General features: G+C 56.8%; 24 protein-coding genes. 4 read left to right on the top strand and 20 right to left on the bottom strand.

Annotation, left to right across the window (positions count from 1 at the left end; all coding sequences use genetic code 11):
• From HY868_04410 to HY868_04400, 3 genes are all read left to right on the top strand, one after another.
• The coding region (locus tag HY868_04410) for a DUF1801 domain-containing protein (GenBank protein MBI5301359.1) at positions 1-310 on the top strand (310 nt) is incomplete at its 5' end.
• Positions 311-671: 361 nt separating this feature from the next.
• Positions 672-1133 (top strand): GNAT family N-acetyltransferase, encoded by a 462-nt coding sequence (locus HY868_04405; GenBank protein ID MBI5301358.1) that lies wholly within the window; start codon positions 672-674, stop codon positions 1131-1133.
• 34 nt (positions 1134-1167) lie between these two features.
• Positions 1168-1407, top strand: a complete 240-nt coding sequence (locus HY868_04400; GenBank protein MBI5301357.1) for a hypothetical protein — start codon at positions 1168-1170, stop codon at positions 1405-1407.
• Between the two features lie 135 nt (positions 1408-1542).
• Here the strand turns inward: HY868_04400 and HY868_04395 are convergent, their stop codons facing one another.
• The 13 genes from HY868_04395 to HY868_04335 form a co-directional block, all read right to left on the bottom strand.
• On the bottom strand, positions 1543-2517 hold the full coding sequence (locus HY868_04395) for a hydroxyacid dehydrogenase (GenBank protein MBI5301356.1): 975 nt from the start codon (positions 2515-2517) through the stop codon (positions 1543-1545).
• Between the two features lie 30 nt (positions 2518-2547).
• Complete coding sequence (locus HY868_04390; protein ID MBI5301355.1) at positions 2548-3909, bottom strand: hypothetical protein; 1362 nt, start codon at positions 3907-3909, stop codon at positions 2548-2550.
• 66 nt (positions 3910-3975) lie between these two features.
• A complete protein-coding gene (locus HY868_04385) occupies positions 3976-4752 on the bottom strand; it encodes a hypothetical protein (protein ID MBI5301354.1) in 777 nt (258 codons plus the stop codon).
• 80 nt (positions 4753-4832) lie between these two features.
• Positions 4833-5834, bottom strand: a complete 1002-nt coding sequence (locus HY868_04380) for a Gfo/Idh/MocA family oxidoreductase (GenBank protein MBI5301353.1) — start codon at positions 5832-5834, stop codon at positions 4833-4835.
• Positions 5828-6640 (bottom strand): SDR family oxidoreductase, encoded by an 813-nt coding sequence (locus HY868_04375; protein MBI5301352.1) that lies wholly within the window; start codon positions 6638-6640, stop codon positions 5828-5830. Before HY868_04375 ends, HY868_04380 begins: the two co-directional genes overlap by 7 nt.
• Positions 6637-7854: an MFS transporter gene (locus HY868_04370; protein ID MBI5301351.1), complete on the bottom strand. Its 1218-nt coding sequence runs from the start codon at positions 7852-7854 to the stop codon at positions 6637-6639. The genes HY868_04375 and HY868_04370 overlap by 4 nt, the downstream gene beginning before the upstream one ends.
• Before the next feature lie 175 nt (positions 7855-8029).
• A complete protein-coding gene (locus HY868_04365; protein ID MBI5301350.1) occupies positions 8030-9055 on the bottom strand; it encodes an ATP-binding cassette domain-containing protein in 1026 nt (341 codons plus the stop codon).
• Between the two features lie 84 nt (positions 9056-9139).
• On the bottom strand, positions 9140-10144 hold the full coding sequence (locus tag HY868_04360) for an ABC transporter ATP-binding protein (GenBank protein MBI5301349.1): 1005 nt from the start codon (positions 10142-10144) through the stop codon (positions 9140-9142).
• Positions 10145-10197: 53 nt separating this feature from the next.
• Positions 10198-11331 carry an ABC transporter permease gene (locus HY868_04355; protein MBI5301348.1) on the bottom strand — a complete coding sequence of 378 codons (1134 nt, stop codon included), beginning with the start codon at positions 11329-11331 and terminating at the stop codon, positions 10198-10200.
• Entirely contained in the window at positions 11331-12320 is a 990-nt protein-coding gene (locus HY868_04350) for an ABC transporter permease (protein MBI5301347.1), read from the bottom strand. The genes HY868_04355 and HY868_04350 overlap by 1 nt, the downstream gene beginning before the upstream one ends.
• A 69-nt stretch (positions 12321-12389) precedes the next feature.
• Positions 12390-14594 carry an ABC transporter substrate-binding protein gene (locus HY868_04345; protein ID MBI5301346.1) on the bottom strand — a complete coding sequence of 735 codons (2205 nt, stop codon included), beginning with the start codon at positions 14592-14594 and terminating at the stop codon, positions 12390-12392.
• Positions 14595-14820: 226 nt separating this feature from the next.
• On the bottom strand, positions 14821-15600 hold the full coding sequence (locus HY868_04340; protein ID MBI5301345.1) for an IclR family transcriptional regulator: 780 nt from the start codon (positions 15598-15600) through the stop codon (positions 14821-14823).
• A 144-nt stretch (positions 15601-15744) separates the two neighbouring features.
• A complete protein-coding gene (locus HY868_04335) occupies positions 15745-16491 on the bottom strand; it encodes an SDR family oxidoreductase (protein ID MBI5301344.1) in 747 nt (248 codons plus the stop codon).
• Positions 16492-16722: 231 nt separating this feature from the next.
• Between HY868_04335 and HY868_04330 the strand changes: the two genes are divergently transcribed.
• Positions 16723-17772, top strand: coding sequence for a hypothetical protein (locus HY868_04330; GenBank protein MBI5301343.1), 1050 nt, complete (start codon positions 16723-16725; stop codon positions 17770-17772).
• 113 nt (positions 17773-17885) lie between these two features.
• Here the strand turns inward: HY868_04330 and HY868_04325 are convergent, their stop codons facing one another.
• The 7 genes from HY868_04325 to HY868_04295 form a co-directional block, all read right to left on the bottom strand.
• Positions 17886-19316, bottom strand: a complete 1431-nt coding sequence (locus HY868_04325; protein ID MBI5301342.1) for an NADH:flavin oxidoreductase — start codon at positions 19314-19316, stop codon at positions 17886-17888.
• A gap of 76 nt (positions 19317-19392) precedes the next feature.
• On the bottom strand, positions 19393-20154 hold the full coding sequence (locus HY868_04320; protein MBI5301341.1) for a 3-ketoacyl-ACP reductase: 762 nt from the start codon (positions 20152-20154) through the stop codon (positions 19393-19395).
• Positions 20155-20228: 74 nt separating this feature from the next.
• A complete protein-coding gene (locus HY868_04315; GenBank protein MBI5301340.1) occupies positions 20229-21335 on the bottom strand; it encodes a glycoside hydrolase family 88 protein in 1107 nt (368 codons plus the stop codon).
• Positions 21332-21526, bottom strand: a complete 195-nt coding sequence (locus HY868_04310; GenBank protein MBI5301339.1) for a hypothetical protein — start codon at positions 21524-21526, stop codon at positions 21332-21334. The genes HY868_04315 and HY868_04310 overlap by 4 nt, the downstream gene beginning before the upstream one ends.
• Before the next feature lie 33 nt (positions 21527-21559).
• The gene (locus HY868_04305; GenBank protein MBI5301338.1) at positions 21560-22015 is read right to left on the bottom strand and encodes a hypothetical protein; all 456 of its coding nucleotides are present in this window, start codon (positions 22013-22015) and stop codon (positions 21560-21562) included.
• A 47-nt stretch (positions 22016-22062) separates the two neighbouring features.
• Entirely contained in the window at positions 22063-23145 is a 1083-nt protein-coding gene (locus tag HY868_04300; protein ID MBI5301337.1) for a Gfo/Idh/MocA family oxidoreductase, read from the bottom strand.
• A gap of 54 nt (positions 23146-23199) precedes the next feature.
• Positions 23200-24363: a Gfo/Idh/MocA family oxidoreductase gene (locus HY868_04295; protein MBI5301336.1), complete on the bottom strand. Its 1164-nt coding sequence runs from the start codon at positions 24361-24363 to the stop codon at positions 23200-23202.
• Positions 24364-24410: the final 47 nt, after the last annotated feature.

The following is a 24410-nucleotide window of genomic DNA, read 5'->3' as shown; positions in this document are numbered from 1 at the left end:
GGCGATCGCCGCGATGGAGGAACCGGATCGCGCCATGGCAAAGCGGCTCCATGCGATCATCAAAGCCAGCGCGCCAGCCCTCTCGCCGAAAACCTGGTATGGGATGCCCGCGTATGCCGACAAGGACGGCAAGGTCGTCTGCTTCTTCCAAGCCGCGCAGAAGTTCAACACGAGGTACGCGACATTCGGCTTCCAAGACACGGCGAACCTCGACGAAGGCGCCCTGTGGCCGGTCGTTTTCGCGCTGAAGGAGTTGACTGCCACCGAAGACGCAAGGATCAGCGCGCTCGTGAAGAAAGCGGTGAGCTGAGGACTGATCGCAAGTGTACGAGATCCCGACGGTAACATCATCGGGCTGATTCAGTAGCCGTGAGCGCGCCAGCGACAAATCTATATTTCGCTCGCGCGCACTGTGCGGTCGCGCAAGTAATTTACCAGAAACATTCACCCGCCCAACAAAGCGTGCACTGGACGCCGGGGACTGCCGCTTCGCGGCGTGCGCAAATCTCAAGCAGTTTTCTACGCCTCAACCTTTTTCCGCTCGGACGAGGTTCCCCCGTCCGCCCCAGCGCCAGTAACACAAACCGTTAGCCCGCTCTCCTCTATGCAACCAGAGCCATGAACGCTGTATAGTAGAATGCCCAAATCGCCAGAGAAGCCAAGATACTCAAATGTCAATCACCGTCGTACAAGCGCGCCCTGATTCTGCCGATGCCGTGCAACTCATTACTGAACTTGACGCGCACCTCGCTGGGCAGCCGTATCCGCCAGAAAGTCGTCATGCGTTTAGTATCGCCAAGCTCGTACAGGAGGGCGTCGCTTTCTTTGTCACGCAGTATGAGGGACAACTCGCCGGGTGTGGCGGCATAAAGCTGTTTGGCAGAGAGTATGGCGAAGTCAAGCGGATGTATGTCCGACCCGAGTATCGCGGATTAGGGATGGGTAAAGCCATGCTCAATCACTTGGCGGAGTACACCCGAGTACGGCAAGTGAGCGTGTTACGCTTGGAGACGGGGATTTATCAAACGGACGCGATAGGATTGTACGAAGGATTCGGATTTCAGCGCCGACCGCCGTTCGGCGAATACAAAGACGATCCCTTGAGTGTCTATTACGAAAAGACCATCGCGTGAATCATACGCTTTGCCAGTCAAGGAGAGAGATGTTATGGAGTACGATAAAGACAAGGTTGACGAAATGGTATTGGCGCTTTTATTCCTCACAAGCTCTCACGATAAATATGCGACCCGGGCATGGAAGGGCTTGGATTGGGAAGCGATGGATAGGTTGTACAATAAAGGATACATTGGCAATCCAAAGGGCAAAGCCCTGTCAGTTGTTCTGACCGATGCGGGCGCAAAACTTTCAAAAGAGTTATTTTTCAAATATTTTGGAGCAAAAGAATAAAGCCGCGCACATGACACAGAATGCAGTATCTACGACGAACCGTCGGCAAGTGCGAATAAGCAAGCCAAGATTCACGCATCATGCATCACGCAATACGCAATACGCAGTAAAACATCGCGTATTGCGTATTTATCGTTATTGTTTCCGCTTCCCCCACACATCCGCGTTCACCAAATTCGGCGGACGCTCGCCACGCAAAACCATCAACACCTGCTCCGCCGTCTGCGACAACATTCGCAACATCGCCTCTTGCGTGAACGAACCCAGGTGCGGACCGACCACGACGTTATCAAATGTAAGCAAGGGATGATTCGGCGGTGGCGGCTCTGTGTTGAACACATCGAGTGCCGCGCCCTTGATCCAGCGTTCGCGCAACGCACGCACGAGCGCGTCCTCGTCCACGACCGGCGCGCGCGCCGAGTTGATCAAGTACGCCGACGATTTCATCGCGCGCAATTGTTTCTCGCCGATCAGCCCGCGCGTTTCTGGCGTGAGTGGACAATTGATCGAAACGAAATCGCACTGCGGAACCAGTGCGTCCACACTCGCGACCAACTCGACGCCGCATTGCTTCATCCGTTCCGCGTTCGCGTACGGGTCGAACGCGAGTACGCGCATCCCAAACGCACTCGAACAAATCTGCGCGACGCGACTGCCCACACGCCCCGTGCCAATCAGACCCAGGGTCTTGCCGAACACATCGTTGCCCATCAACGCGCTGCGCCCCGCCCAGTTTTCGACGCGCGTCACGCGGTCGGCGTCACGCAAGCGATGCGACAACATCAAAATCCACGCGATCACTTTCTCGACGACGGGCTGGGTCGGCGCGTCGGGCGTGTTGACGACACAGATGCCGCGCTCGGTCGCCGCACGCAAATCCACATTGTCCACGCCGATCCCAGGACGACCGATCACACGCAACCGCGGCGACGCGTCCATCACCGCGCCGGTGAATTGCGGTTGCACAACGGTGATGACCGCCGCACTATCGCGCATCGCGATCAGCCAATCGTCACTCGCATCAATCGGTCCGACGACATGCGTTTCGCGCGCGAGCATGTCGAGCACCGACTGCGGAGTGTCCGGGAAAACGATAAGAACTTGATTCATTGTGACTCCTTGAAACGACCGCCGCAAAATCTATTCGTGCATAATTTCTTGAATCGCTTGTTCCACCGATTCGCTTCGCCCGCTGAACACCCGCGCGAGAATCGTCAAGCCGAACAAGGTGTCTTCGGGCGAGGGCGTGAGACGGTACGCGATGTCGAATTTCGCGGCGATGAGTTCGCGCAGTTGTTCGATCTTGTACGCCAGTCCGCCAGAAAAAACAATCCGCTCCCACGCGCATTCCGGTGAGAGACGATGCGCGCACGCAAAATAATTTTCTGCCATGTTCTCGAACGCCGCGCGAAAGAGATGCCCGACATTGAGATTGTCTTCGCGGATATCTTCGATTGCGCCACGCTCGCCGACCGCGCTGGCAAAGAACGCGAGATTGACGCGCAAATCGGTCGCGTCCACCTGCGCCGCTTGGCGCGTGATGTACTCCCACGCATCGAGTTCGATGTTCTGTGCGCGCGCGATTTCGGTGAGCACATCAACGAGCGCGGACAGCGCGCGTCCGGCAGGAATGTGCGTGATGATATTCAGGTACCGATCAAAGAACGGACGGGTTTGATAATCGCCAAACTGCAAACGCGGTGAGAGCAACGCAACCTGGGAACCGGTCGAGATGTTGATCGAAAGCTCGCGTTCGCGCAGCAGCGCGCCGACGAGCGCGCACTGCTGGTCGCCGACCGGCAAATAGCACGGCACGCGTTTGCCATCGAGATCGAGCCAGCCGATAATCGCGCCGGTGCGTTGTACTTGCGGGAATTGCAACGACGCGAGACCCAATCGTGCAATCACGTCGCGATGCCAATCGCTTGTGGCAAGGTCGAGCACGCCGTGAACCGACGCGTTCGTCGGGTGAATCGGCGGCGTCGTCGCGCACAGGTTTGCGAAAACGAAATCGCCGAGCGAAGATGGAATCACATCGCGCTCAAGTTCGCCGCGTTCCGCGAGCCAGAACAAGGCGCTCACCGGCAGACTGGGTTTCCACTCGCCGCCGGTTCGCTGGCGTTCGTCCGCCGAGATGCGCGACATCAGCACATCAAAGTACGTGCCCGCGCCAGACGGATGCGGCATCAACGCACGTTGATCGCGCCACGAGATGTAATTCGACAGCGGCGCGCCGCGCGCATCGGCAAGCACGACGCCTTGCATCTGATTGCACATCACGATGCCCGCGCAGTTGGACGCGTGCGGCATCAACGATTCAAGCATCGCACGCGTCGCGGCGACAATCGCGCCTGGGTCAATTTCGCAAAACAGCGGCGGCTGACCTGGGATCGGCTCGGGAAACGGGACGCGGTGAATCGCGGCAATGTCGTACGAATCCGCGTCCACAATCGCGCCTTTGATGAATGATGTGCCGAGATCGAGAGCGAGAAACTGAGGCAAGCCAGATTCCTTTATTTCCCTCATCTCCCTCATTTCCTTGAGATGGAACTGAAGGAACTCAGGGAATCATTTTTTCTCAATTGCTTCTTTGACCATCTTCAACCCCGCCACCGCGCCGCCGGTCACGAACTTGGCGTCGCTGCCCATCGGGATGTAGATGAAACCTTGGGCGACGCGTTTCGGTGCAGATTCGGGACCAGCCGCGCCGGTATCAATCCCAGGAATTTTGCCGGTGTTGCGACACGCCTGCACGATGCGTTCGAGCGCGCGCGCGTGTTCGTCGTGCTTGGCGGCGTCACGCGGATGAAAACCCATCGAGAGCGCGAGGTCGGCGGGACCGGTCATGCAACCGTCAATCCCAGGTACCGCCATGATCGCTTCGACATTTTCGATCGCGAGTGCGCTTTCGATCTGCACGGCGACGAAAAGTTGATCGTTGATCCAGCTAGCATAGTCATCGCCGTACGCGGCGGCGCGACCCCAGCCGAACGAACGTTCGCCGACCGGCGGATAGCGGCACGCGCGCGCAACCGCTTGCGCTTGCTCGACCGTTTCCACCATCGGCACGATGATGCCCAGCACGCCCGCGTCGAGCAGGCGCGCGATCTCCGAGTACGTGTTGTGAATCACGCGCGCGAAGGGCATCGCGGGTCCCGCGCAAATCGCGGCAACTCCTTGAATCTGCGAGTCGTGTCCCCATGAACCATGTTGCCCATCGAGCATCACAAAATCCACGCCCGAGTTGCTCAACAATTCCGCCGCGACCGGCGAACCCAGTTTTGCGGAATAACCGAACGCCGGTTCGCCGCGCAACATTTTTTGTTTAGCCAGATTGATTTTCATGTTTCCCCTTATTGCCTTCACCTGTTTTTTATCCGCGAATCACACTAATCTTCGCTAATTTTTGTTTTCTTATTCGTGGATTATGCTTTGTTGCGCGCGGCGACGACGACCGCGAGCGATTTGCTAGCCTCGGCAATCGTGCACGCGATTGGTTTATCTTCGGCAACACACTCTAGAAATTCGCGATCCTCCGCGCTGAACATATCGTCGCGTTCAGTTTCCATCTCCTCGATTCGCCGAGCGCCGTGCGACGCGTGATACACCGACACGGTGCAATGCTCCCACCGCGCAAACTCGACGATCATGACGCCCGTCGTACCAATCAATTCGATTTGGCGACGCCGCGGTCGTTGAAAGAAATCGAGATGCACACTTGCGACGCAACGATTCTCGAAATCCAGCAGAATCTCGACGACGTCCGGCGCGACGATGCCGATGTCGCTGTACGTGCCGCTGAACGCGTGAACGGCACGCACGTTTTGCCCGGCGTACCAGAGCGCGAGATCAATGTCGTGCATCAAATCGAACGCGCCGGTCGTTTGCGCGGAGAACAGGGTGCGATAATCGGGACGCACATCCGGCAAATGCTCGCCCATCAACGCGCGAATCGAAACGCACCGTCCAATCTCGCCCGCGTCGAGCAACTTTTTTGCGCGGAGCAGACCGGCGTGATAGCGGAAACATAAACCGACCATCACCTTTTTCTCTTGCGCGTCTGCGAGCGCAACCAAATCGTCAATGCCATCGTCCGAATCGGACAAGGGCTTTTCGGAAAAGACGTGTGCGCCGGCGCGAATCGCTTGCATCGCCATCGGGATGTGCATTTCGGGCGGCGTGCAAATCCACACCGCGTCCGGCGCAGCGCGCAACGCGGCGTCGAAATCGTCGTACAATTTCACTGATGGAGTTTGCGCGCACACCGCGTCGCGTTGTTCCGCGATTGGATCGCACGCGCGCAGATCGCGCACACCCAGGCGCTGCAACACGCGCGCGTGGCGTTTGCCGATGCTTCCGCAACCGGCGATGAGCACACTCAAACCCCAAGGGTCTGCGAGACCCTTTGGATTTTGTTGATTTACCACGCGGTCATGCCTCCGTCCACCGGCAAGTTGATGCCCGTGATGTACGACGACGCGTCGGACGCGAGAAACACCACCGCGCCCTTGATCTCCTTGCCGTCTTGTCCCATGCGTCCCATCGGCACGAGATTCGAGTACTGGCGCGTGAAGGTTTCGCTATGCCCGCGCCAGAATCCACCGGGGCTGATGCAGTTGACGCGAATGTTGTCGCGCGCGAGCGCGCACGCCATCTCGCGCGTCATGCTGATGATTCCGCCTTTCGCCGCGGCATAATCAATCGTCACGCCGCCCATCGGCGTGCCCTCGTAAACGCGATGATCCTTGCCGACCATGCCCGCAACCGAACCCAGGTTGATGATAACGCCGCGCTGCGCCGGTTTCATCGCGCGCGCAACGACGTGTTTGGAACACAAGAACACACCTTTCAAATTCACGTCCATCGTAAATTCCCACTCGGCGAGCGGACGTTGTTCGAGCGGCTTGTTCTCCGGCGTACTGACGACATTCCCGGCATTGTTCACGAGAATATCAATCTTGCCGAACTCGGCGAGTGTCGCGTCCACCATGCGCGCGACCTGGTTTTCAAACCGCACATCGCACGCGAAACCAACGACCTTGCGCCCGGTCTCTTGCGCGATTTTTTGCGCGGACGCGCGCGCGTCGCCGATGCGCCGGCTCGTGATCGCGACGTTCGCGCCGGCTTGCGCGAGCGCGACCGCCATGTCGAAACCCAGGTTGCGCGCGCCGCCGGTCACGAGCGCGACCTGGCCGCTCAAATCGAATAGCTCTTGGACAGTCGGATGAATCACACCGCCTCCACCTTCGCCGGGACCGTGACGTGTCGTATCCGCCACCAACCGAACAACACCAGCACCGTGGATATAAAAAACACACCGCGTAAACCAATCCCAGGAATCGTCATCAGTACCGTGCCCAGTAACGGCGCGACAATACCGCGTACGCCGAGCAGAAACGCGTGCAACGCGGTGTAATGACCGATCTGGTCTTGACGCGCAAATTGCATCACGGCATTCAGCCATCCCAGGTCGGAACCTGCCACAACAATGCCGGCGATTATGTACGCGACCGACGCCAACCACATATCGGTCGCAAGACCGAACGCGAGTCCAATGAACGCCATGAGGAAGAAATTGATCTGCACCGCCCAGAATCCACCTCGACGATCCACGAGTCGTCCCCACACCAGATAAAACGTCATCCAGGTCAGCGAGTTGATCATCCCAAGCCAGCCGACCTGACCATAGTTCAAACGCAATTCATCCACGAGCAAAATCGGGATGAGCGGCGCGATGAGCAGATTGCCAAATCCACAAATCGAAAACGCGATACTGTAATCGCGATAACGCTTGTCACGCCAAAAGATTCGCCAGGGTTCCAACAAATCGTGCTGGGTCTTGGACGGCGTGTCCGCGTAACGGACTTGACCGAACGTGACGCCCGAAAGAATGCCAAACAGCGCCGCAATCGGGAAGATGAGTTGATAACTCCACACGTCGAGCAATTGTCCAATGATCGGCGTCAGGATCGTCGCGCACGCGGTAAAGCCAACGCGCACGTATGCCATCGCGCGCCCGCGAATCGCCGCCGGATAAATCGCGCGCATGATCTCGACATAGCCGGTGACCGAGAGCGAGACGATCAACCAATGCGCGCAGACGAGCAAGACAAACGGCAACGGCGCGACGACGAACGGCGTCAACAAGAACAAGCCGCGCCCGATCGTCCACGCCGCGACCATGAACGGCAACTTGCGGCGTTGTTGCGTATAATGCGCCGCCAGCACCGCGATGATGTTGCCGACCGCCGGCGCGGCGGTGATGAATGAGAGGAGAAACGCGTCCGCACCGAGACGCCGCGCGACGACCGGCACGAACGTGTTGATCGCGGCAAGAAAAACGCCAATCAGCACGGCGGCGCTAAAATCGAGCAGGAGATTGCGCCGCAAATCGGCGGGGACGCTGTCCCAGTGATAACGCACGTTGTTGATGAAAGGAAAATTCATTCGCTCGTCAGTCAATCAATCGAGTATGTTACGCCGCGTTGAATTATCACCGATTCAGCGATTCTTGCAAACGGGTGTACGCGCGCAAGCGGTAGAGTTCCTTGCGCTCTAGACACAACAACGCCATCCGGAAATTGCGGATGGCGTTGCCTGGTACAATCCACCTTCAGCCGAATCACTTTTGCACGACACCGCGCAATGTCAACTCGCGCGCGCGATGACACGCGACGAAATGCCTGGGCGAAATTTCTTCCTGCACCGGCGTTTTTTCTTTACAGACATCCGTCGCGTAACTGCAACGCGGATGAAAATAGCAACCGCTCGGCGGATTCGCCGGATCGGCGACATCGCCTTGCAGGATGATGCGCTTGGATCGTAAACGCGGATCGGGCTTGGGCACCGCCGACATCAACGCCTCGGTGTACGGATGACGCGGTTGATAGAACAATTCCTTGGTCGGCGCGGTCTCGACAATGCGCCCGACGTACATCACCGCCACGCGATCGCTGATGTGCTTGACGACCGAGAGATCGTGCGCGACGAATAGGTACGTCAGACCCAGTTTCTCTTGCAGTTCGAGCATCAAGTTGAGAATCTGCGCCTGCACCGACACATCGAGCGCGGATACCGGTTCGTCCGCGACGACGAGCCGCGGGTTGAGCGCGAGCGCGCGCGCGATGCCAATGCGTTGGCGCTGTCCGCCGCTGAACGCGTGCGGATACCGGCGCATATAGTCCGGGCGCAAGCCGACGAGTCGCAACAATTCCGCGACTCGCTCGGTGCGCTTGTTCGCATCTTTTTCGCCGTGCACAAGGAGCGGCTCGCCGACAATATCGAGCAAGGTCATGCGCGGGTTGAGCGACGAGAACGGGTCTTGGAAAATCATCTGCATCTGGCGGCGCAACGGTTGCAATTGCGTCTTGGGTAACTTTGCCACATCGAGTGTCGCGCCCGCTTCCGTGTGGAACATCACCTGACCTTCGGTCGGGTCGAGCGCGCGCAAGATGCACCGCGAGGTCGTCGTCTTGCCGCAGCCGGACTCGCCGACGAGCGATAGCGTTTCGCCTTGGTTGATGTAGAATGTCACGTCGTCCACCGCGCGCACCTGCCCAACGACCTTTTGCAGGATGCCGCGTCGAATCGGGAAAAACTTGCGGAGGTTTTTGACGTCGAGAAGGATTTGTTCGTTTGGCGATTTCACGAGTTCTCCGATATACTTCACGACCGCTGTCCGCCGACGGCAGACCGCGTATTTCGCGGTGGTCAGCGGTCAGTTGTCTGCGGTCTACTTTTGATATAAAAAGCAACTCACCTTTTGATTCTCGTTCACCGCAATCAGCGCTGGCTCACTCCTGTCGCATGTGCCCGGCATGAAACTCTCACACCGCGGATAGAACGGACAGCCGGTCGGACGATTGTACGGATGCGGAATCGAACCGGTGATCGTCGGCAATTTTTCGCGCGATTCGGAATCAATGCTGGGAATGGATTGGAGCAACGCTTTGGTGTACGGATGCTTGGGGTTGTGGAAAATATCGTCCACGGGACCTTCTTCGACGACGCGACCCAGGTACATCACGACCACGTCATCGCACATTTCGGCGACGACACCCAGGTTGTGCGTGATGAGCATGATCGCCATGCCGCGTTGGTTTTGCAAATCGCGCAACAAGTCGAGAATCTGCGCTTGCGTCGTCACGTCGAGCGCGGTCGTCGGCTCATCGGCAATGAGCAAGCGCGGATTGCACGACAACGCGACCGCGATCATCGCGCGTTGGCGCAAACCGCCGGACAACTCAAACGCGTACTCGTCAATGCGCCGTTCCGGTTTCGGAATGCCGACCGAGCGCAGAGCTTCGATACCACGTTTGCGCGCCTCTTGCTTGCTGACGTTCATGTGCAACTGCACGGCTTCGACGATTTGATCGCCAACCGTATGCACCGGACTGAACGAGGTCATCGGCTCTTGAAAGATAAGACCGATTTCTGCGCCACGAATCGCGCGAATATCCTCGCCATCGGGATGCAAACGCACGAGATCCATTTCCTGCCCATCGGCGCGGCGCAAGATGATCTCACCTTCGACGATCCTGCCGGGCGCGTCAACGATCCGCAGAATGGATTGCGCGGTCACGCTCTTACCGCACCCGCTTTCGCCGACGATGCCGAGTGTTTTACCGGGCGCGAGATCGAACGACGCGCCATCCACCGCCTTGACCGTGCCTTCGTCTTGGAAGAAATAGGTTTTGAGATTGCGAACTGAGAGTAAAGGTTTATTTCCGTTTTGCATGTCTAGTCCGATAGTCGGATCGTCTCGTAGTCAAATAGTCAGCGACTATTCGACTATCCATAAGGATCCGCCGCATCACGCAGACCATCGCCGGTAAAGTTGAACGCGAGCACCGCGATAATCACGGGGATGACCGGGAGCAACAACCAGGGTGAAATCGCGAGCGATTGAATATTTTGCGCGTCTTGCAACAGCACACCCCAACTAATCGCTGGGGGACGCAAACCGAGACCCAGGAAACTGAGCGACGTTTCGCTGATAATCATCGCCGGAATTGCAAGCGTCGTCGCCGCGATAATGTGGCTGATAAACGAAGGAACCATGTGCCGAAAGATAATGCGCGCTTTGCTACAACCGAGCAACTCTGCCGCCATTACAAAATCATCTTGCCGCAACGAGAGAAAACGTCCGCGCACAACGCGCGCCAGTTCGGTCCAGCCGATCAGCGAAATGATGATTGTGATCGCAAAATACACTTGCATCACATTCCAATCATTCGGGAGCGCGGCGGTCAGCCCCATCCACAGCGGAATGGTCGGAATCGAGCGCAGGATCTCGATGACGCGCTGAATCACCGTATCGAGAATACCGCCGGAATAACCGGAAATGCCGCCTAGCACGATGCCGAGCAAGAGTGAGAGCGCGACGCTGACCAAGCCAATCGTCAACGACGTTTGCGTGCCGTACATCAAACGCGACCACACATCGCGTCCTTGCAAATCGGTGCCAAGCAAGAACAACGATTCTTCCGGTTTGGCATCTTTGACCGCGAGAAGATGCACATCGGTTTTGAAAATTCCCAGGAATTTGTACGCGTACCCCGAACCGAAAATTTGAACGGGCACCTTGGTCTCAAGGTCGGGCACATAAACGCGCTTGAATGTAACCGGGTCGCGCCTGCCTTTGAGCGGATGCACGTACGGCGCAAATTTGCCTTCGTCGAACCAATGAATGGGCTGGGGTGCAACCAACGAACGTTGGGCTTCGGATTCGTTGGGATCGACGTACGCTAAAAAATCAACGTTGATGACGATCAGATAGAAAATGATCAAGACGACAGCGCCGATCATCGCAAGATGATGCTTGCGAAAACGCCACCACATCAATTGCCATTGCGTGGCGACGGCAACTTTTTCTTCGGCTGCAGTTGTCGCTAGGGGTTCCTGGGCGATTGCGATTTCCGCCATTATTGTCTCCCTAACCGAATGCGCGGGTCAACCCACATCAGCAACAGGTCGGAGATCAGCGTGCCGATGACTGTCAGCACACCCAGCAACAACACAATCGTCCCCGCCAGAAACATATCCTGCGCGATCAATGATTTAAGTAGGAGCGGTCCGACCGTCGGCAAACTTAAAACGAGCGAGACGATGATACTGCCGGAGACGACGTACGGCAGGAGATAACCAATCGTGCTGATAAAAGGATTGAGCGCGACGCGTACCGGGTATTTCATAATCACGCGCGTTTCTGATAATCCGCGCGCCCGTGCGGTCATCACATACGGCTTGCGTAACTCGTCCAGCAAGTTCGAGCGCATGATGCGGATCATCTGCGCTGTGCCGGCAACACCCAGGACAATAGCGGGAACCGGCAGATGCTTGATGAGGTCCCAAACTTTTTCCATACTCCACGGCGCTTCCGCATAATCGGCGGAAAACAATCCGCCCACGCTCATGCCAAATTGGGTAAAGCCAACGTACATCACGATCAGCGCAAGCATAAAGCCGGGAATCGCCAAGCCGATGAATCCGACAAACGTGAATATGTAATCCAGCAGAGAATAGCGTTTGACCGCCGAATAAATTCCAATCGGCAGTGCGAGCGCCCACGTAAATACAATCGCCGCTAACGATATGACGATCGTTAACATCAACCGGTCGCCGATGACATCCAGCACCGGCCGCCCCCACTCAACTGCCATGCCGAAATTGCCTTGCGCGATCAATCCCATCCATTTGAGATATTGAATGTATATCGGTTGATCGATGCCGTACTGTTCGCGCAGAGCTTGCTTTTCACCTTCGGTAATGCCAGCGCCTCCGGAAGACATTGTGTTTGCATACGTGTCCACAAAATCGCCTGGTGGCAACTGGATGATGAGGAATGAGAGAACGGTGATTGCCCAAATGGTGAGAATCGCTAACAGAACACGACGAACCATATATGCGATCATAGAATTGCCTTTGACCTAACCCCCTTACCCCCTTCCCTGCGAGGGAAGGGGGTTGGGGGGATAGGTCAGTTACGACTTGAAGAAGAAGGTGGCTGGACCAGAAGTGTACGGTGTGCGTGCGTGTTGTGCGTTCACCTGTCGTTCTGGAACGTTGCCCATGTTGTTCTTGATGATGCGAACGCCCATGAACGCCGGCGATTGACCCACCGTGCCAATGCTCCATTGTTGTTCGACAATGATCTTCCAAAGTTCTTTGGCGCTCTTGATCTGGTCTTCTTCTTTCTGACCGAATGCCGCGCGGAACAGGTCGAACGCGCGAATCATTTCGGGATCGTCCGGTTTCTTGCCTTGCTTGCCACCCGAGGCATACCATTGCGCGAATGCCATACCCATGTGACTCTCGGCAGTATCCACCGGCAACGCGTGACGCGCAAAGAGATAGAGCATTTCCGAACCATCGTTCGCCCAGGTGATCATTTGGTGTTCGCTGTTCGCAGTCTTGCCAAATGCCAGGTTACGTTCGGTCTCTTTGACGTCCACATCAATGCCGATCTTTTTCCAGTGTTGCTTGATCATTTCACCGATTTGGGTGTACGGCACAAACGCGCCGCCGACGGTGAGCATCTCAAAGCGCAGACGCCCCTTGCCATCGGTGCGGAGGCGGAACCCTTCGCTGTCTTTTTTATCCAAGCCCATCTTGTCGAGCAGGTCATTGGATTGCTTGAGGTCGAGCGTGCACCACTTTTTGTTCCACTCGGCACCTGGGCTATAGATCGTGTCGGGCGACGGAGCAGTTGAACCAGCTACGCCGACGCCGAGCCAGAACGCTTCGTTCAGTTGATCGCGGTCGATGCCGAGCGAAAGCGCGTGGCGGAAATCCTTGTTCCTGATCCACTTGGCAATTTCCGCATCACCTTCGTAGGCATTGCCCAGGTGAATCGCCACATCCGAGCCGTTAAAAGCCGGGTCGAGACGCACAGTGTAATTACCTTTCTGCGCGTTTTCCAAGAACACGGGCAATTTTGCCAGCGCCATGTGACGTTCTTGAACATCGTACTCACCGGCGATAGCGCGCAGGTTGGCAACTTCGGTATTTTCCGCGAGTGTCATCGTCAATTTGTCGATGTACGGCAGCTGGTTGCCTTCCGTGTCCACTTGCCAAAAGTACGGATTGCGTTCCATACCCCAAGTGGGTGTGTTGATCGGCGAGACCGTCTTCCACGGCGTCATCGTCGGACAGTCGGGATTGAGCGCCCAGGAGTAGCGGTTCTTAAAGTACGACACCCAGTTGTCGAACCCGGCGGCTTTGGCTTTCGCATTAGCCGCATCTTCGGATGAGTACTTGGGCAGGAATTGCTTGAGATAGTTTCCTGGGCAGTACGCGCCACCATTCGTTTGGAACGCGCCGCGCGTCGCAAAGCCCGCGCCCATCGAAGTACTTCCGGCGAGGATGTAGACAAAGTACGGATACGGTTCCGGGAATTCAAACGCGACGGTGTAATCGTCGATCTTTTTCATCACGCCGTCTTTGCCGTTGATCTGGAATTCAAAGAAAGGCGTCGCCACGAGTGCTTTGTTGAGGTACACATCTTCGTACCAGAACATGAAATCGTTCGCGGTGAATGGCGTGCCATCCGACCATTTTGCACCCTTGCGCAAGTAAATCGTGATAGTCTTGCCGTCGTCGCTGACTTTCCAGTCTTTCGCCAACGCGGGCACGATCTTGTTGCCGGTGTAATCAAAATGCAAAATCTTGTCGGCTGAGTTGATGCGGTTGCCATTTTCGTGGTCGGCGGGACCCGTGAACGCACGGCGCCAGTTGCCGCCGTACTTGCCGATTTCTTTGAGCGGTTTGACGACGTACAGGTCGGCAGGATCAGGCAAACGTTTCGCCACTTCGGGCAGTTTGCCGGCTTTGACGAGATCCGCAAGCATCGGCGCTTCTTTGAACGTCTTGGGGAATTGCGCGGTCTCGCGAATGATCGTGGGACCTTCCAGTTTGCCGACGAGCGTGCTACCCAGTTTGGCTTCAGTCGGTTTGGGTGCTGAAGTGGGAGCCGGGGCTTTGGTCGGTTCGACCTTGGGAGCGGCGGTTGGCGCAGCCGTCGCGACAGGTGCGCTCGTTGGTTTGGGTGCATCGGTCGGTTTCACCGCTGGCACGGCGGTAGGGGGAACTGCCGTGGGTGTCGGCGTCGCACAACTCGTGACGACCGCCGCAGTGCCCACTGCCGCGAGCCGAATGAATTCGCGGCGGGTAAGTTTCTTCACTGACATTTTGGTTACCTCCTCGTACCAAATGAAAAATGTTTGGGGGGATGTTCGAGTAAACGCAGGCGAGTTATCTCTGGGTTCGACTCCTCCTTGGTTTGGAAGTTGGATGTTGGATGTTAGAAATTGGAAATTGGAAGTTGGAAGTTGGAAGATAGATGTTGGAAGTTGGAAATTGGACACGTCTGCTTTCTAACATCCAACTTCCAACCTCTAATATCTAATTTTCAATTCAAAACGCGCGCGGCAAATATCCGAGATCGCGCGAAATGGCTTTGGCGATTTCGAGCACACGCGCGCCGATGCGCGGCACATCTGCCATCGCCAGACGCGCGCTCGGTGCGGAAACGCTGACGGACGCGACCGGTTTGCCGGCATGATCGAATACCGGCGCGGCGACGCAACGCCCACCAACCTCGTTCTCTTCGTCGTCGAGCGCAAAACCCTGCTCGCGCACTTTATCAAGTTCTTGCAAAAAGCGCGCGCGGTCGGTGATAGTTTTGGTGGTCACGGCGGGCAACCCATACTGCTTGATGAATGCTTGCGCGTCTGCCATCGGCAAACACGCGAGTATCGCTTTGCCAAGCGCCGTGCTGTGCGCCGCCGCACGCTTGCCGATTTCAGAATGCATGCCGAGCAATTTCGTGCCGAGCAAGCGTTCGATGTAGACCGCGTCGCCTCCATCGAGGATCCCTAAATTGACCGTCTCGTCAAGTTCATCGCGGAGCGATTGGAGCGCCGGGATCGCCACATCGCGGACCGGGATTTGATTCAACACCGAGGACGCGCGTTCGAGCAGTCTGAACCCTAGCCGATACTTGCGCGTGGTGGGATTCTGCGCGAGGTAGCCGTTGATTTCGAGTGTTCGAATCAAACTGGACGCGGTGCTCTTGTGTAACCCAAGTTGTTTCGCAATGTCCGTGTTGCCTAGTTCGGGGTTGCGTTCGTCAAAGAGGTTGAGGATATCAATCGCGCGTTGGAGTGAGCCGATAACTTTAGATGAGCGTTGCATTTGTCCCGCCATTGGGAAATCAGTACGACCAAAGAATACTTGCATCAGACGTTCAACAATGTCGTCCTATGCTCGACAATATAGCACGCTCCCCAAAAAGCGTCAATGTTCAAATTGGTCAAAAACGATTGCCGACCGCGCGGTTCAACGCCCCATCCAGCCGCCATCCACCGGCAGAATTTCGCCGGTCACGTAATCGGACGCGGGTGATGCAAGGAACAGCATCGGACCGACCAAATCGTCCGGCGTACCCCACCGCCCGACCGGAATGCGCGCGAGGATTTGCGGATTCCGTACCGGATCAGTTTGGAGCGCGGCGGTCATTTTCGTCGCCATATAGCCCGGCGCGATTGCGTTCACGCAGATGCCCTTGCCTGCCCACTCGTTCGAGAGGGCTTTGGTAAGCAATGCAACGCCGCCCTTGCTCGCGGCATACGCCGGAATCGTGATGCCGCCGGTGAAACTATTCAGCGACGCGACGTTGATGATTTTGCCGCGTCCTTGCCGGAGCATCACGCGCCCTGCCATCTGGCAAATTCCAAAGACCGATGTGAGATTCGTCTCGATGATATGATCCCAGACCTCGAGCGGGAATTCTTCAGCGGGGAATCGCCGCTGAATCCCATGCGCGGTCACGAGAATGTCCAGTCCGCCAAGCGATTCGAGCGCGCGCCCAAACGCGCGCGCCAATTCATCGCGTTGAGTGAGATCAACGCGTATGCCGGTGACGCGCGCATCGAACGACGCGACGAATTCGTCCAAGCGCACCGAGCGGTCCAAAATCGCGACGGTCACGCCAGCCGCATGCAAACCGCGCGTCAACGCCTGACCCAGGTCGCCCGCGCCGCCGGTGATGATCGCGCGCTTGCCGGTAAGATCGAAACGGTTCATCGGTTCCTCGAAAAGATTCATTGCCGCTCATCCTTGCGAAGGTTACGAAAATGCTTGGGCGACAAGGTCTCTTGCTTTCCAAAAGTGTTATCTATTCCGAAACAACGAGGAACCTTCGCAAGGATGGCGCTGATAAAGATTCTAACTTGCAAAAAAAGCGAACAGGAGTATGTTGTATCCGTCCGTGAGAATGTCTCATGCACAATCTATGCAATACGGAAGGAGCAACGCATGAATGCCGAAAGTTTCAACGACCCATCGTCGCTCTTGAACAAGCATCGCGCATTTTGGCAACGCGCCAATACAACTGCGCTCGTTAGCAAAATGGCGCAACCGTACTGGGGTGGCAAGCCGTACCCTCTGCGCGGACGCGACATCACCGAGCCAACCTCGATCGCGCCGGACGACATAGACCTTGATCGCTTACTGGGTTTGGATCGCCCATTGTCTCACTGGGCGCAAGACGATATGATCGAGTCGGTCGGCAACGTATTTCCAACCGCATGGATGGAATCCGTAATCGGTTGTTCGATTCACGCCTCGGCATTTGGATGCGTCGCCAAGAGTCCTGGGATTGATTTGCGTCAAGCCGCCGAAAATTTCTCGATGGATGCCGCGCTCAAATCGGAATGGTTCGCGGTGATGGTGCGTATGCTCGCGCGCGCCGACCAAGCCACGCAGGGGCAACTCGCCGTGCGACAATGGCACATGCGCGGCGTCGTAGATATGCTCGCCGCGTATTTTGGCGAAGCACAGCTGTGCACCGCCGTCTACGATGCTCCCGATGCTTTACATTCGCTCGCGGACAGGTTCGCGCAAACCTGGGTCGCGGTGGCACAACGCGGTGTGGAATTGCGCCAGCGATGGAACGCGGGCTATGTTTCAGCGTGGCGCGTCTACGCCCCCGAACCGGTCATTGATTACCAAGTTGACGCGTCGAGTCTGTTCTCCATCAAAATGTACCGCGAACATTTTTTGGAGGCAGATCGCCAAGTCTTGAGCGCGTTCCCGTATTCCATCGTACACACTCACGCGACCGGGTTGCGCCACGTCGCATCGCTCATCACGACCCCAGAATTACGCGGCATCGAAATTCACTTGGATCGCGAGACCGGCGTCTGGGAAAAGGAATCCATCCTGGCAACGTGCCGCACGATCCAAGCGCATAACAAAACGATTGTGCTGTGGGGCGAATTGGATTCGGACGAATTGCGCGAATTTCAAACCGCACTCGATCCGCGCGGCTTGGCAATCAATTACTGGGAACACTCGACCGTATAACATTGCTACCAGCAACCTTATTCGGACAAGTCGAAACCAAACAAGAAACCATCATGTCGGACGCGGACGAAAAAAATAATCCGCGTTTGTCCGCGTTCATCCGCGTCCAAATCTCACTTCCCCTTGACTGCCGCGAGCGCCTTCGCTTCCTCGCTCGTCTTGTAAAACTCGTCGAGCGGGTAACAGCCGGAGACAATGCCATTGCGCGGCGCGGTCGTGCAATCGCTGAACGTGCGGCAAATCCGCTTGCGTTCGAGCGCGCGACCGGCGAGTACATCCGCGCACATTTCCGGGTACGTCAACACCATCCGACCCAGCGCGACGAAATCCGCTTTGCCAGTGCGGACGACATTCTGCGCGACGTTCGGCAAAAATTCCTGTAGGTACGAGTACGTCGAGCCGATGATCGTCATATCGGGACAATGCGCTTTCAATTCGGTTGCCGCGTTGACTTGTCGCGCGACGCCAACGAGCGGGTCTTCGGGCGGCTGATACCCATCGGACGGCGGAAACGTCGCGGGGCGCATCAGGTGCGGATTGTAGTACGGACTCGCACACGTGACGCACACCATTTTCACATCGAGCGAAGCGAGCAGATCGAGAAATTTTTTCGGCTCGGCGAGGTCAATCCCCAACCCGGTACCGTCGCCGCCGAACGCGTAGCGGTACGGTTTCTCGCACGATTCCGGTTCGCCCACCCCATCCATGCCTGGCTTGAACGGCACAAAATCCCACGCACTCAAACGCACGCCAATCTCCAGCCCCGGCGCGTTCGCGCGAATGCCCGCGATAATCTCGCGCGCGTAGCGCGTCCGATTTTCGAAACTGCCGCCGTACTTGCCGGGGCGATCATGCGCGCTCAACAACTCGTGACCCAGGTATCCGTGACAGTGTTTGATATCCACAAAGTGAAAACCGGCGCGTTGCGCGAATTGCGCGGCGGCGACGAAATCCTCGATCAAACGCGCGATGTCGCCGTCGCTCAACACCGGATAATCCGGCGGCACGCCGAACTTGCGATCCAAAATCGGATGATGATACGCGATCATCGGTTCGAGTTTCTTCTTGTCGTTCGGACGACAAAACCGTCCCGAGTGCGTCAACTGCAAACCGATCCACAAATCGTCGGCGTTCCCAAATCGCTCGCGATGCGCGTCAACGAGTCCCTCGCGCAGTTGGACAAACTCGCGCAGAAATTCCGGTTTCGCGGTCAACTGAAGCGGGTTCGCGCGTCCGTCGTGCCGCACGGCGACTGCTTCGCCACCCCAAATAAATTTCGCGCCGCTCAAACCAAACCGTTGCCAACGCCGCATCGTCAACTCGCTCGGACGACCATCGCGCGTGCCGTCCCAGCCCTCCATCGGCGCAACCGCGAAACGATTGCCGACGACGAAACCGTTCGGCAAGCGGTACGATTGCGCGAGCGGCGCGTCCGCGCCAGATTGAATCGCGTCGTCCAATTCCAGCGCGATGTTCGACGCGACCAAGTGCTTGCGAAACGCGTCGGTGGTTTTGAATGAAGCGATTCGAGGGTATGAAGGCATGAGTACTCCAGTATTCAGTATTCAGTGTTCAGTGTTCAGTGTTCAGTTTCTGAATACTGAACACTGAATGCTGGCATCACAATCTTCGCAAATGAAATCCGCCGTCCACGTTGATTACTTCGCCGGTCGAGTACGGCAGCGCGTCTTCGGCAATCGCGACGACCGCGCGCGCAACGTCATCCGGCTGCCCCCAGTGTTTGATCGGCAATAATCCTTCGGCGATCAGCTTGTCGTACTTGGCTTTGACCACACTTGTCAAATCCGTTTCGATGATCCCAGGACGAATTTCGTAAACGTTGATGCCGTACTCGGCGAGGCGATCCGCAAAGAGCGCGGTCATCATCGCGACGCCGGCTTTCGAGACGCAGTACTCGGCGCGATTGGGACTGCTGGCGTACGCGCTGAGCGAACCGATATTGACGATTTTCGCGTTCGGCGTTTTGAGTTCGATCATTTTCCGCGCGACGAGTTGTGTCAGGAAAAATGGTCCCTTCAAATTCGTCGCCATCACTTCGTCGTAACTCGCTTCGCCAACCTGAAGCATGTCGGTACGCACGCGCGGCGCCATACCCGCATTGTTCACGAGCAAATCAACATGACCGAAATGTTCGAGCGTCGCGGCGACGAGGCGCTCTCTGTCTTGTGTAACCGCAACGTCGCCCTGCACGATGATGCCGCGCCCACCAGCTTGGACGATTAAGCGCAATGCCTCCGCCGCCGCGTCCGCGTTGCCGCGATAATTGACGACAATCCCCCAACCGCGCGCGGCGAGTGCAACCGCAATCCCGCGACCAATTCCGCGCGCCGCGCCGGTGACGAGCGCGATTTTATCTGTCATCTCCGATGCCTTTCAGAAGGAGGGGGTAAACAGGTAGACAGGGAGACAGGTTTACTTGTCTCCCTGTCTACCTGTCACTGCCCCTCGTGCAAAACTTTATAGACTGCCTCAAGGAAGAAATACTCGCCCCACATCACGCTTTCGTCCACGCCCAGACCTTTGCGTTGATGGTACATCCCGTGCTTCAAAATGCCTTCCCAGCCCGGCGTTTCCATCGCGAGAAATTCCGGCTCGGTGAGCGTGTCGAGAATGTTTAGCGCGTAATCGCGATACAGGCGCGCGCGCGCCGTGTCGCCCGTGAGTTTCGCAAGATTCCACATTCCGCTCGCGGCAATCGCGGCGGCGGAACTTTCGTACGGCAGTTTGGGATTCGGCTCGTCCCAGTCGTTCGGCGGGACGCCATGCGCGGGTGTGCGCTCGATGTAGAAATTCGCGCACGCCTCAGCGGTTTGCAACAAGCGCTCGTCGCGCGTGAACGAGTACGCGGCGCCGAATCCGTACAACGCCCAGGTCAATCCACGCGCCCAGGATGAATCATTGCGAAAACCTTGATGCGTCGTTTGCCGGAGAAATTCGCCGGTGTTCGTGTCAAAGATTCCTTCGTGCGACGTACTGCCATCGCCACGCACCAGGTACTTGCGCGTCGTGAGACAATGCTGGGTCGCCTTGCGGAGCATATCGGCGTCGTTCAATTGTTGCGCCGCGTAGAAAATGATGCCGACATTCATCATAATGTCAATGAAGCAACTTTCATCCGAAACGAACGAACGCAAGTATTGACCTTTTTCTTTGAAACGCAACGACAACGTTTTGCCCGCGTGGACGACCACGTCGTTGATCACTGGATCGCCGGTCACATCGTACCAGCGTTTCCACGTTGACCAGAAGAGAAATCCCAGATCGTGCACGTTGCGATCATCTTTACGTTCTTCGATGAGGCGCGAATAGTATTCGGCTTTGGCGCGCCACGCGAAGCGCGCGTCGCCGGTATGTTGGAACATCAACCACAACTGCCCGCCGAGAAATCCTTCGCACCAGTTCGTCCACGACTCGCCGCTGTGTTTCCACTTGCCGTTCATCGTGTACATCGGCAATAGGCGCGGATACGTTTCGATGAGATATTTGAGCTGCTTGCCCGCGAAATCGAACGTGCGGGTGAGTTTGGCTTCGAGCGTTGTCATTGCAACTCCATATACCAAAACGACGATGTCAAACCGAGTTGTTTGAAAATTGCTTCAACTTCGACGACGGTTCTTCCGTGATATTCGAGCATCATTCGATTGTGATACCACAATTTCGAGAGTTCCCAGACTTGAGCAACCGTGAGTATTTCGCCGCGCGTCAGTTTATTGACCGCGCACAAACGGTCCACTGCGTCTTCCGACCGGAAGAGAAGAATCGTCGCTCAAGTCCGAATCAAATCATCATACCAGCGGCGAAACGGCACAAGAAAATGCACGCGCTCATCGCCGCTCACCACCTGACCATTCTGCACACGTAACGCAATCGGTTGTTGATTTTCCGCGCACATCGCTTCGATGGTTGCATCCGTGTGGAGCGCGGCAGGAATGCCCAGCGAATCCCAGGCACAATTCGCCCAGTACGTTTTTCCGTTCGCGTGAACCTGGAACGACGTAGGAATCGCGGAAAACGGATTCGCCATCCGAATGTTGTGTGTACCTGGGTCAAGAAAGATCGCGTGCCGTTGACCAAGTTCAACGTAGATCGTCGCGGCATGCTCCGGCGTCAACCCAAATCGCGTTGCCGCTTCATCTATCGTCGGCGGTCGTGTCGTCGCGGCGAAATGTTCGTAGACAAACGCGCGCACTTGCCAAATTAGGTCGTCACTCTTTTCACTCATCGCCCCCTCCTTTCACGCATCACGCCATTCGCCATCCGCTATCCGCCCTACGCCACCTTCAACGCTTGCATCTCCGCGCGAATCGCCAACTCGATTGCCTTGAACGTGTGCGCTTGCGTCATCGCGTTCTCGGTGCGATTCAAACAATCGAGAATCAGTTGACCGAAGAAGGGATAACCAACCTTGCCGTGAACCGGAATGTGATGCTCGCCCTGGTGATCTACGAGATAAACGTGATCGCCTTCCGATTCGCGCGCCACGTCGAGATACTTGCGAAGTTCGATGTAGCCATCTGTACCGAGAATGAACGTGCGTCCATCGCCCCACGAACCCAGCCCGTTCGGCGTGAACCAGTCCACGCGAAAATACTGGGTCGCCCCATTATCCGCGACGAGCGTCGCATCGCCAAAATCTTCCAAGCCCGGATAGTCGGGGTGATGATAATTGGCGACCTTGCTGTGCAAAACCTGGGCATCCTTTGCGCCGGCGTAAAATAAAAATTGCTCGATTTGATGCGAACCAATGTCGCACAAAATTCCGCCGTACTTGTCTTTTTCGAAAAACCACGCGGGGCGCGTCGTCAAACTAATGCGATGCGGTCCCATGCCGATGACCTGAATCACGCGCCCAATCGCGCCGGACTGGATCAACTCACCCGCATAGATCGCGGCTTCGACGTGGATGCGCTCGGAATAGTACGCCGCGTACTTTCGCCCGGTCGTCTGTACCTTTGCCTTCGCCGCGTCGAGTTGTGCGAGCGTCGTGAGCGGCGGCTTGTCCGCGAAATAATCCTTGCCGGCGTCCATCGCGCGCAAACCCAACGCGCAACGCTCCGACGCGACCGCCGCGCTCGCGACAAGTTTGATCGTCGCATCGTCCATTATTTCTTGTTCGGATCGCGCGACGCGCACGGCAGTGAATGTCTTGCAAAAATCCGCGACCTTTTCCGGGTCTGGGTCGTACACCCACGCGAGTTCCGCGCCGGCTTCGATCAAGCCGTTACACATTCCGAAAATGTGCCCGTGATCGAGTCCGATTGCGGCAAACCGGAATTCGCCCTTGCCGACGACGATGTTTGCCTTGCCTTTGGGCGCGTAACTCGCGCCGTCTGCTTTTTGAAATGTGGTCATGGCGGTTATCCAGACCTCCAAGGTTTTCGCGCTAGCGCCTCGAAGGTCTAATATTCATTTCTTCTCATCGCTTGCAGCGCCGACGATGATCGGGCTGTCCGCAAAATTTTCGACGCTCTTAGTTTTCTGGTGAAAGCGCTTGACGTTCGCGAGAATGCCTTCGCGCGTGTAGAACGGATTATCCGACGCGAGCGGCAGCCCCACGCGCGAGTTGGTGAATCCGGAAAAATAGATCGCGGTCACGAGTTCAATCGTGTTCCGTCCGACGATTCCGTCAATCAACAATTCCTCGCGACCCTCAATCGCCGCGAGAACGTTTGCAATTTGTCCGGCGTGCTTTTCATGCGCGAGAACAGGGAGATGCTCATACATCGCTTGAATCTGCGCCGCGAGCGCGGGAGCGTCCTCCGGAAAACCATTGTCGCGTTGGCGCGATGCTTTCACTTTCCAGGGTACGCCTACCGTCGCACACGCGCCTTGCACGACGAGTTGCTGCGGCTCGCCGTGATGCACAAGCGACGCGTTCACCTGCCCAATCGCGCCATTGGCGTAGAACAACACCGTCGTCGAAAAATCTTCGACTTCGGAATTCGGGTGCGCGATGTTCGCGACCATTGCTTGGAGCGATTGCGGCATGCCGACGATCCATTGAAACAAATCAATTTGATGGACGGCGTGATTGATCGTACACCCGCCGCCCTCTTTTTCCCAAGTGCCGCGCCACCACAAATCGTAATAATTCGCGCCACGCCACCAAAACGAATCTACTTGTGCGTGGCGAATGTCGCCGATGATACCGGATGCGACGATCTGTTTCAGTTTCATCAGCGGCGTGCGGTACCGATTTTGCGCGACGACCGAAAGCAATCGCTTGTTCGCGCGCGCCGCCGCGATCATTTGATCGCACTCGGCGAGGCAGGTCGCCATCGGTTTTTCGACGAAGACGTGCTTGCCCGCGTTGAGCGCGTCAATCGTCGCGGGCGCGTGCGCGAACGGCGGCGCGCAAATCGCGACGAGATCGCACCGCGCGTCGTCGAGCAACGCGCGATGATCGCGGTACGCCTTGGCATTCAAGTTGTACTTTTGGATTTTCTCCGCGATCTTGTCCGGATAAATATCCGCGAGCGCGACAATCTCGCAACGCTCGGAAAATTTCAGAAACGCTTCGATGTGTGTGTCGGCAATCGAGCCGGCGCCGATGATAGCAACTCGAATCATACCCTTTCCCTTTACGAATAAAAATCAGCGCCATCGCGCCGAACATC

It is taken from the genome of Chloroflexota bacterium (assembly GCA_016219275.1).
Lineage (GTDB): Bacteria > Chloroflexota > Anaerolineae > UBA4142 > UBA4142 > JACRBM01.
This window is presented reverse-complemented; position numbering and strand designations above follow the sequence as displayed.

Excerpts from the sequence above, each read along its gene's own strand:
- HY868_04405 (MBI5301358.1), top strand. The coding sequence starts at position 672 with ATGTCAATCACCGTCGTACAAGCGCGCCCTGATTCTGCCGATGCCGTG.
- HY868_04400 (MBI5301357.1), top strand. The coding sequence starts at position 1,168 with ATGGAGTACGATAAAGACAAGGTTGACGAAATGGTATTGGCGCTTTTA.
- HY868_04395 (MBI5301356.1), bottom strand. The coding sequence starts at position 2,517 with ATGAATCAAGTTCTTATCGTTTTCCCGGACACTCCGCAGTCGGTGCTC.
- HY868_04385 (MBI5301354.1), bottom strand. The coding sequence starts at position 4,752 with ATGAAAATCAATCTGGCTAAACAAAAAATGTTGCGCGGCGAACCGGCG.
- HY868_04370 (MBI5301351.1), bottom strand. The coding sequence starts at position 7,854 with ATGAATTTTCCTTTCATCAACAACGTGCGTTATCACTGGGACAGCGTC.
- HY868_04360 (MBI5301349.1), bottom strand. The coding sequence starts at position 10,144 with ATGCAAAACGGAAATAAACCTTTACTCTCAGTTCGCAATCTCAAAACC.
- HY868_04355 (MBI5301348.1), bottom strand. The coding sequence starts at position 11,331 with ATGGCGGAAATCGCAATCGCCCAGGAACCCCTAGCGACAACTGCAGCC.
- HY868_04350 (MBI5301347.1), bottom strand. The coding sequence starts at position 12,320 with ATGATCGCATATATGGTTCGTCGTGTTCTGTTAGCGATTCTCACCATT.
- HY868_04345 (MBI5301346.1), bottom strand. The coding sequence starts at position 14,594 with ATGTCAGTGAAGAAACTTACCCGCCGCGAATTCATTCGGCTCGCGGCA.
- HY868_04340 (MBI5301345.1), bottom strand. The coding sequence starts at position 15,600 with ATGCAACGCTCATCTAAAGTTATCGGCTCACTCCAACGCGCGATTGAT.
- HY868_04335 (MBI5301344.1), bottom strand. The coding sequence starts at position 16,491 with ATGAACCGTTTCGATCTTACCGGCAAGCGCGCGATCATCACCGGCGGC.
- HY868_04330 (MBI5301343.1), top strand. The coding sequence starts at position 16,723 with ATGAATGCCGAAAGTTTCAACGACCCATCGTCGCTCTTGAACAAGCAT.
- HY868_04325 (MBI5301342.1), bottom strand. The coding sequence starts at position 19,316 with ATGCCTTCATACCCTCGAATCGCTTCATTCAAAACCACCGACGCGTTT.
- HY868_04320 (MBI5301341.1), bottom strand. The coding sequence starts at position 20,154 with ATGACAGATAAAATCGCGCTCGTCACCGGCGCGGCGCGCGGAATTGGT.
- HY868_04315 (MBI5301340.1), bottom strand. The coding sequence starts at position 21,335 with ATGACAACGCTCGAAGCCAAACTCACCCGCACGTTCGATTTCGCGGGC.
- HY868_04305 (MBI5301338.1), bottom strand. The coding sequence starts at position 22,015 with ATGAGTGAAAAGAGTGACGACCTAATTTGGCAAGTGCGCGCGTTTGTC.
- HY868_04300 (MBI5301337.1), bottom strand. The coding sequence starts at position 23,145 with ATGACCACATTTCAAAAAGCAGACGGCGCGAGTTACGCGCCCAAAGGC.
- HY868_04295 (MBI5301336.1), bottom strand. The coding sequence starts at position 24,363 with ATGATTCGAGTTGCTATCATCGGCGCCGGCTCGATTGCCGACACACAC.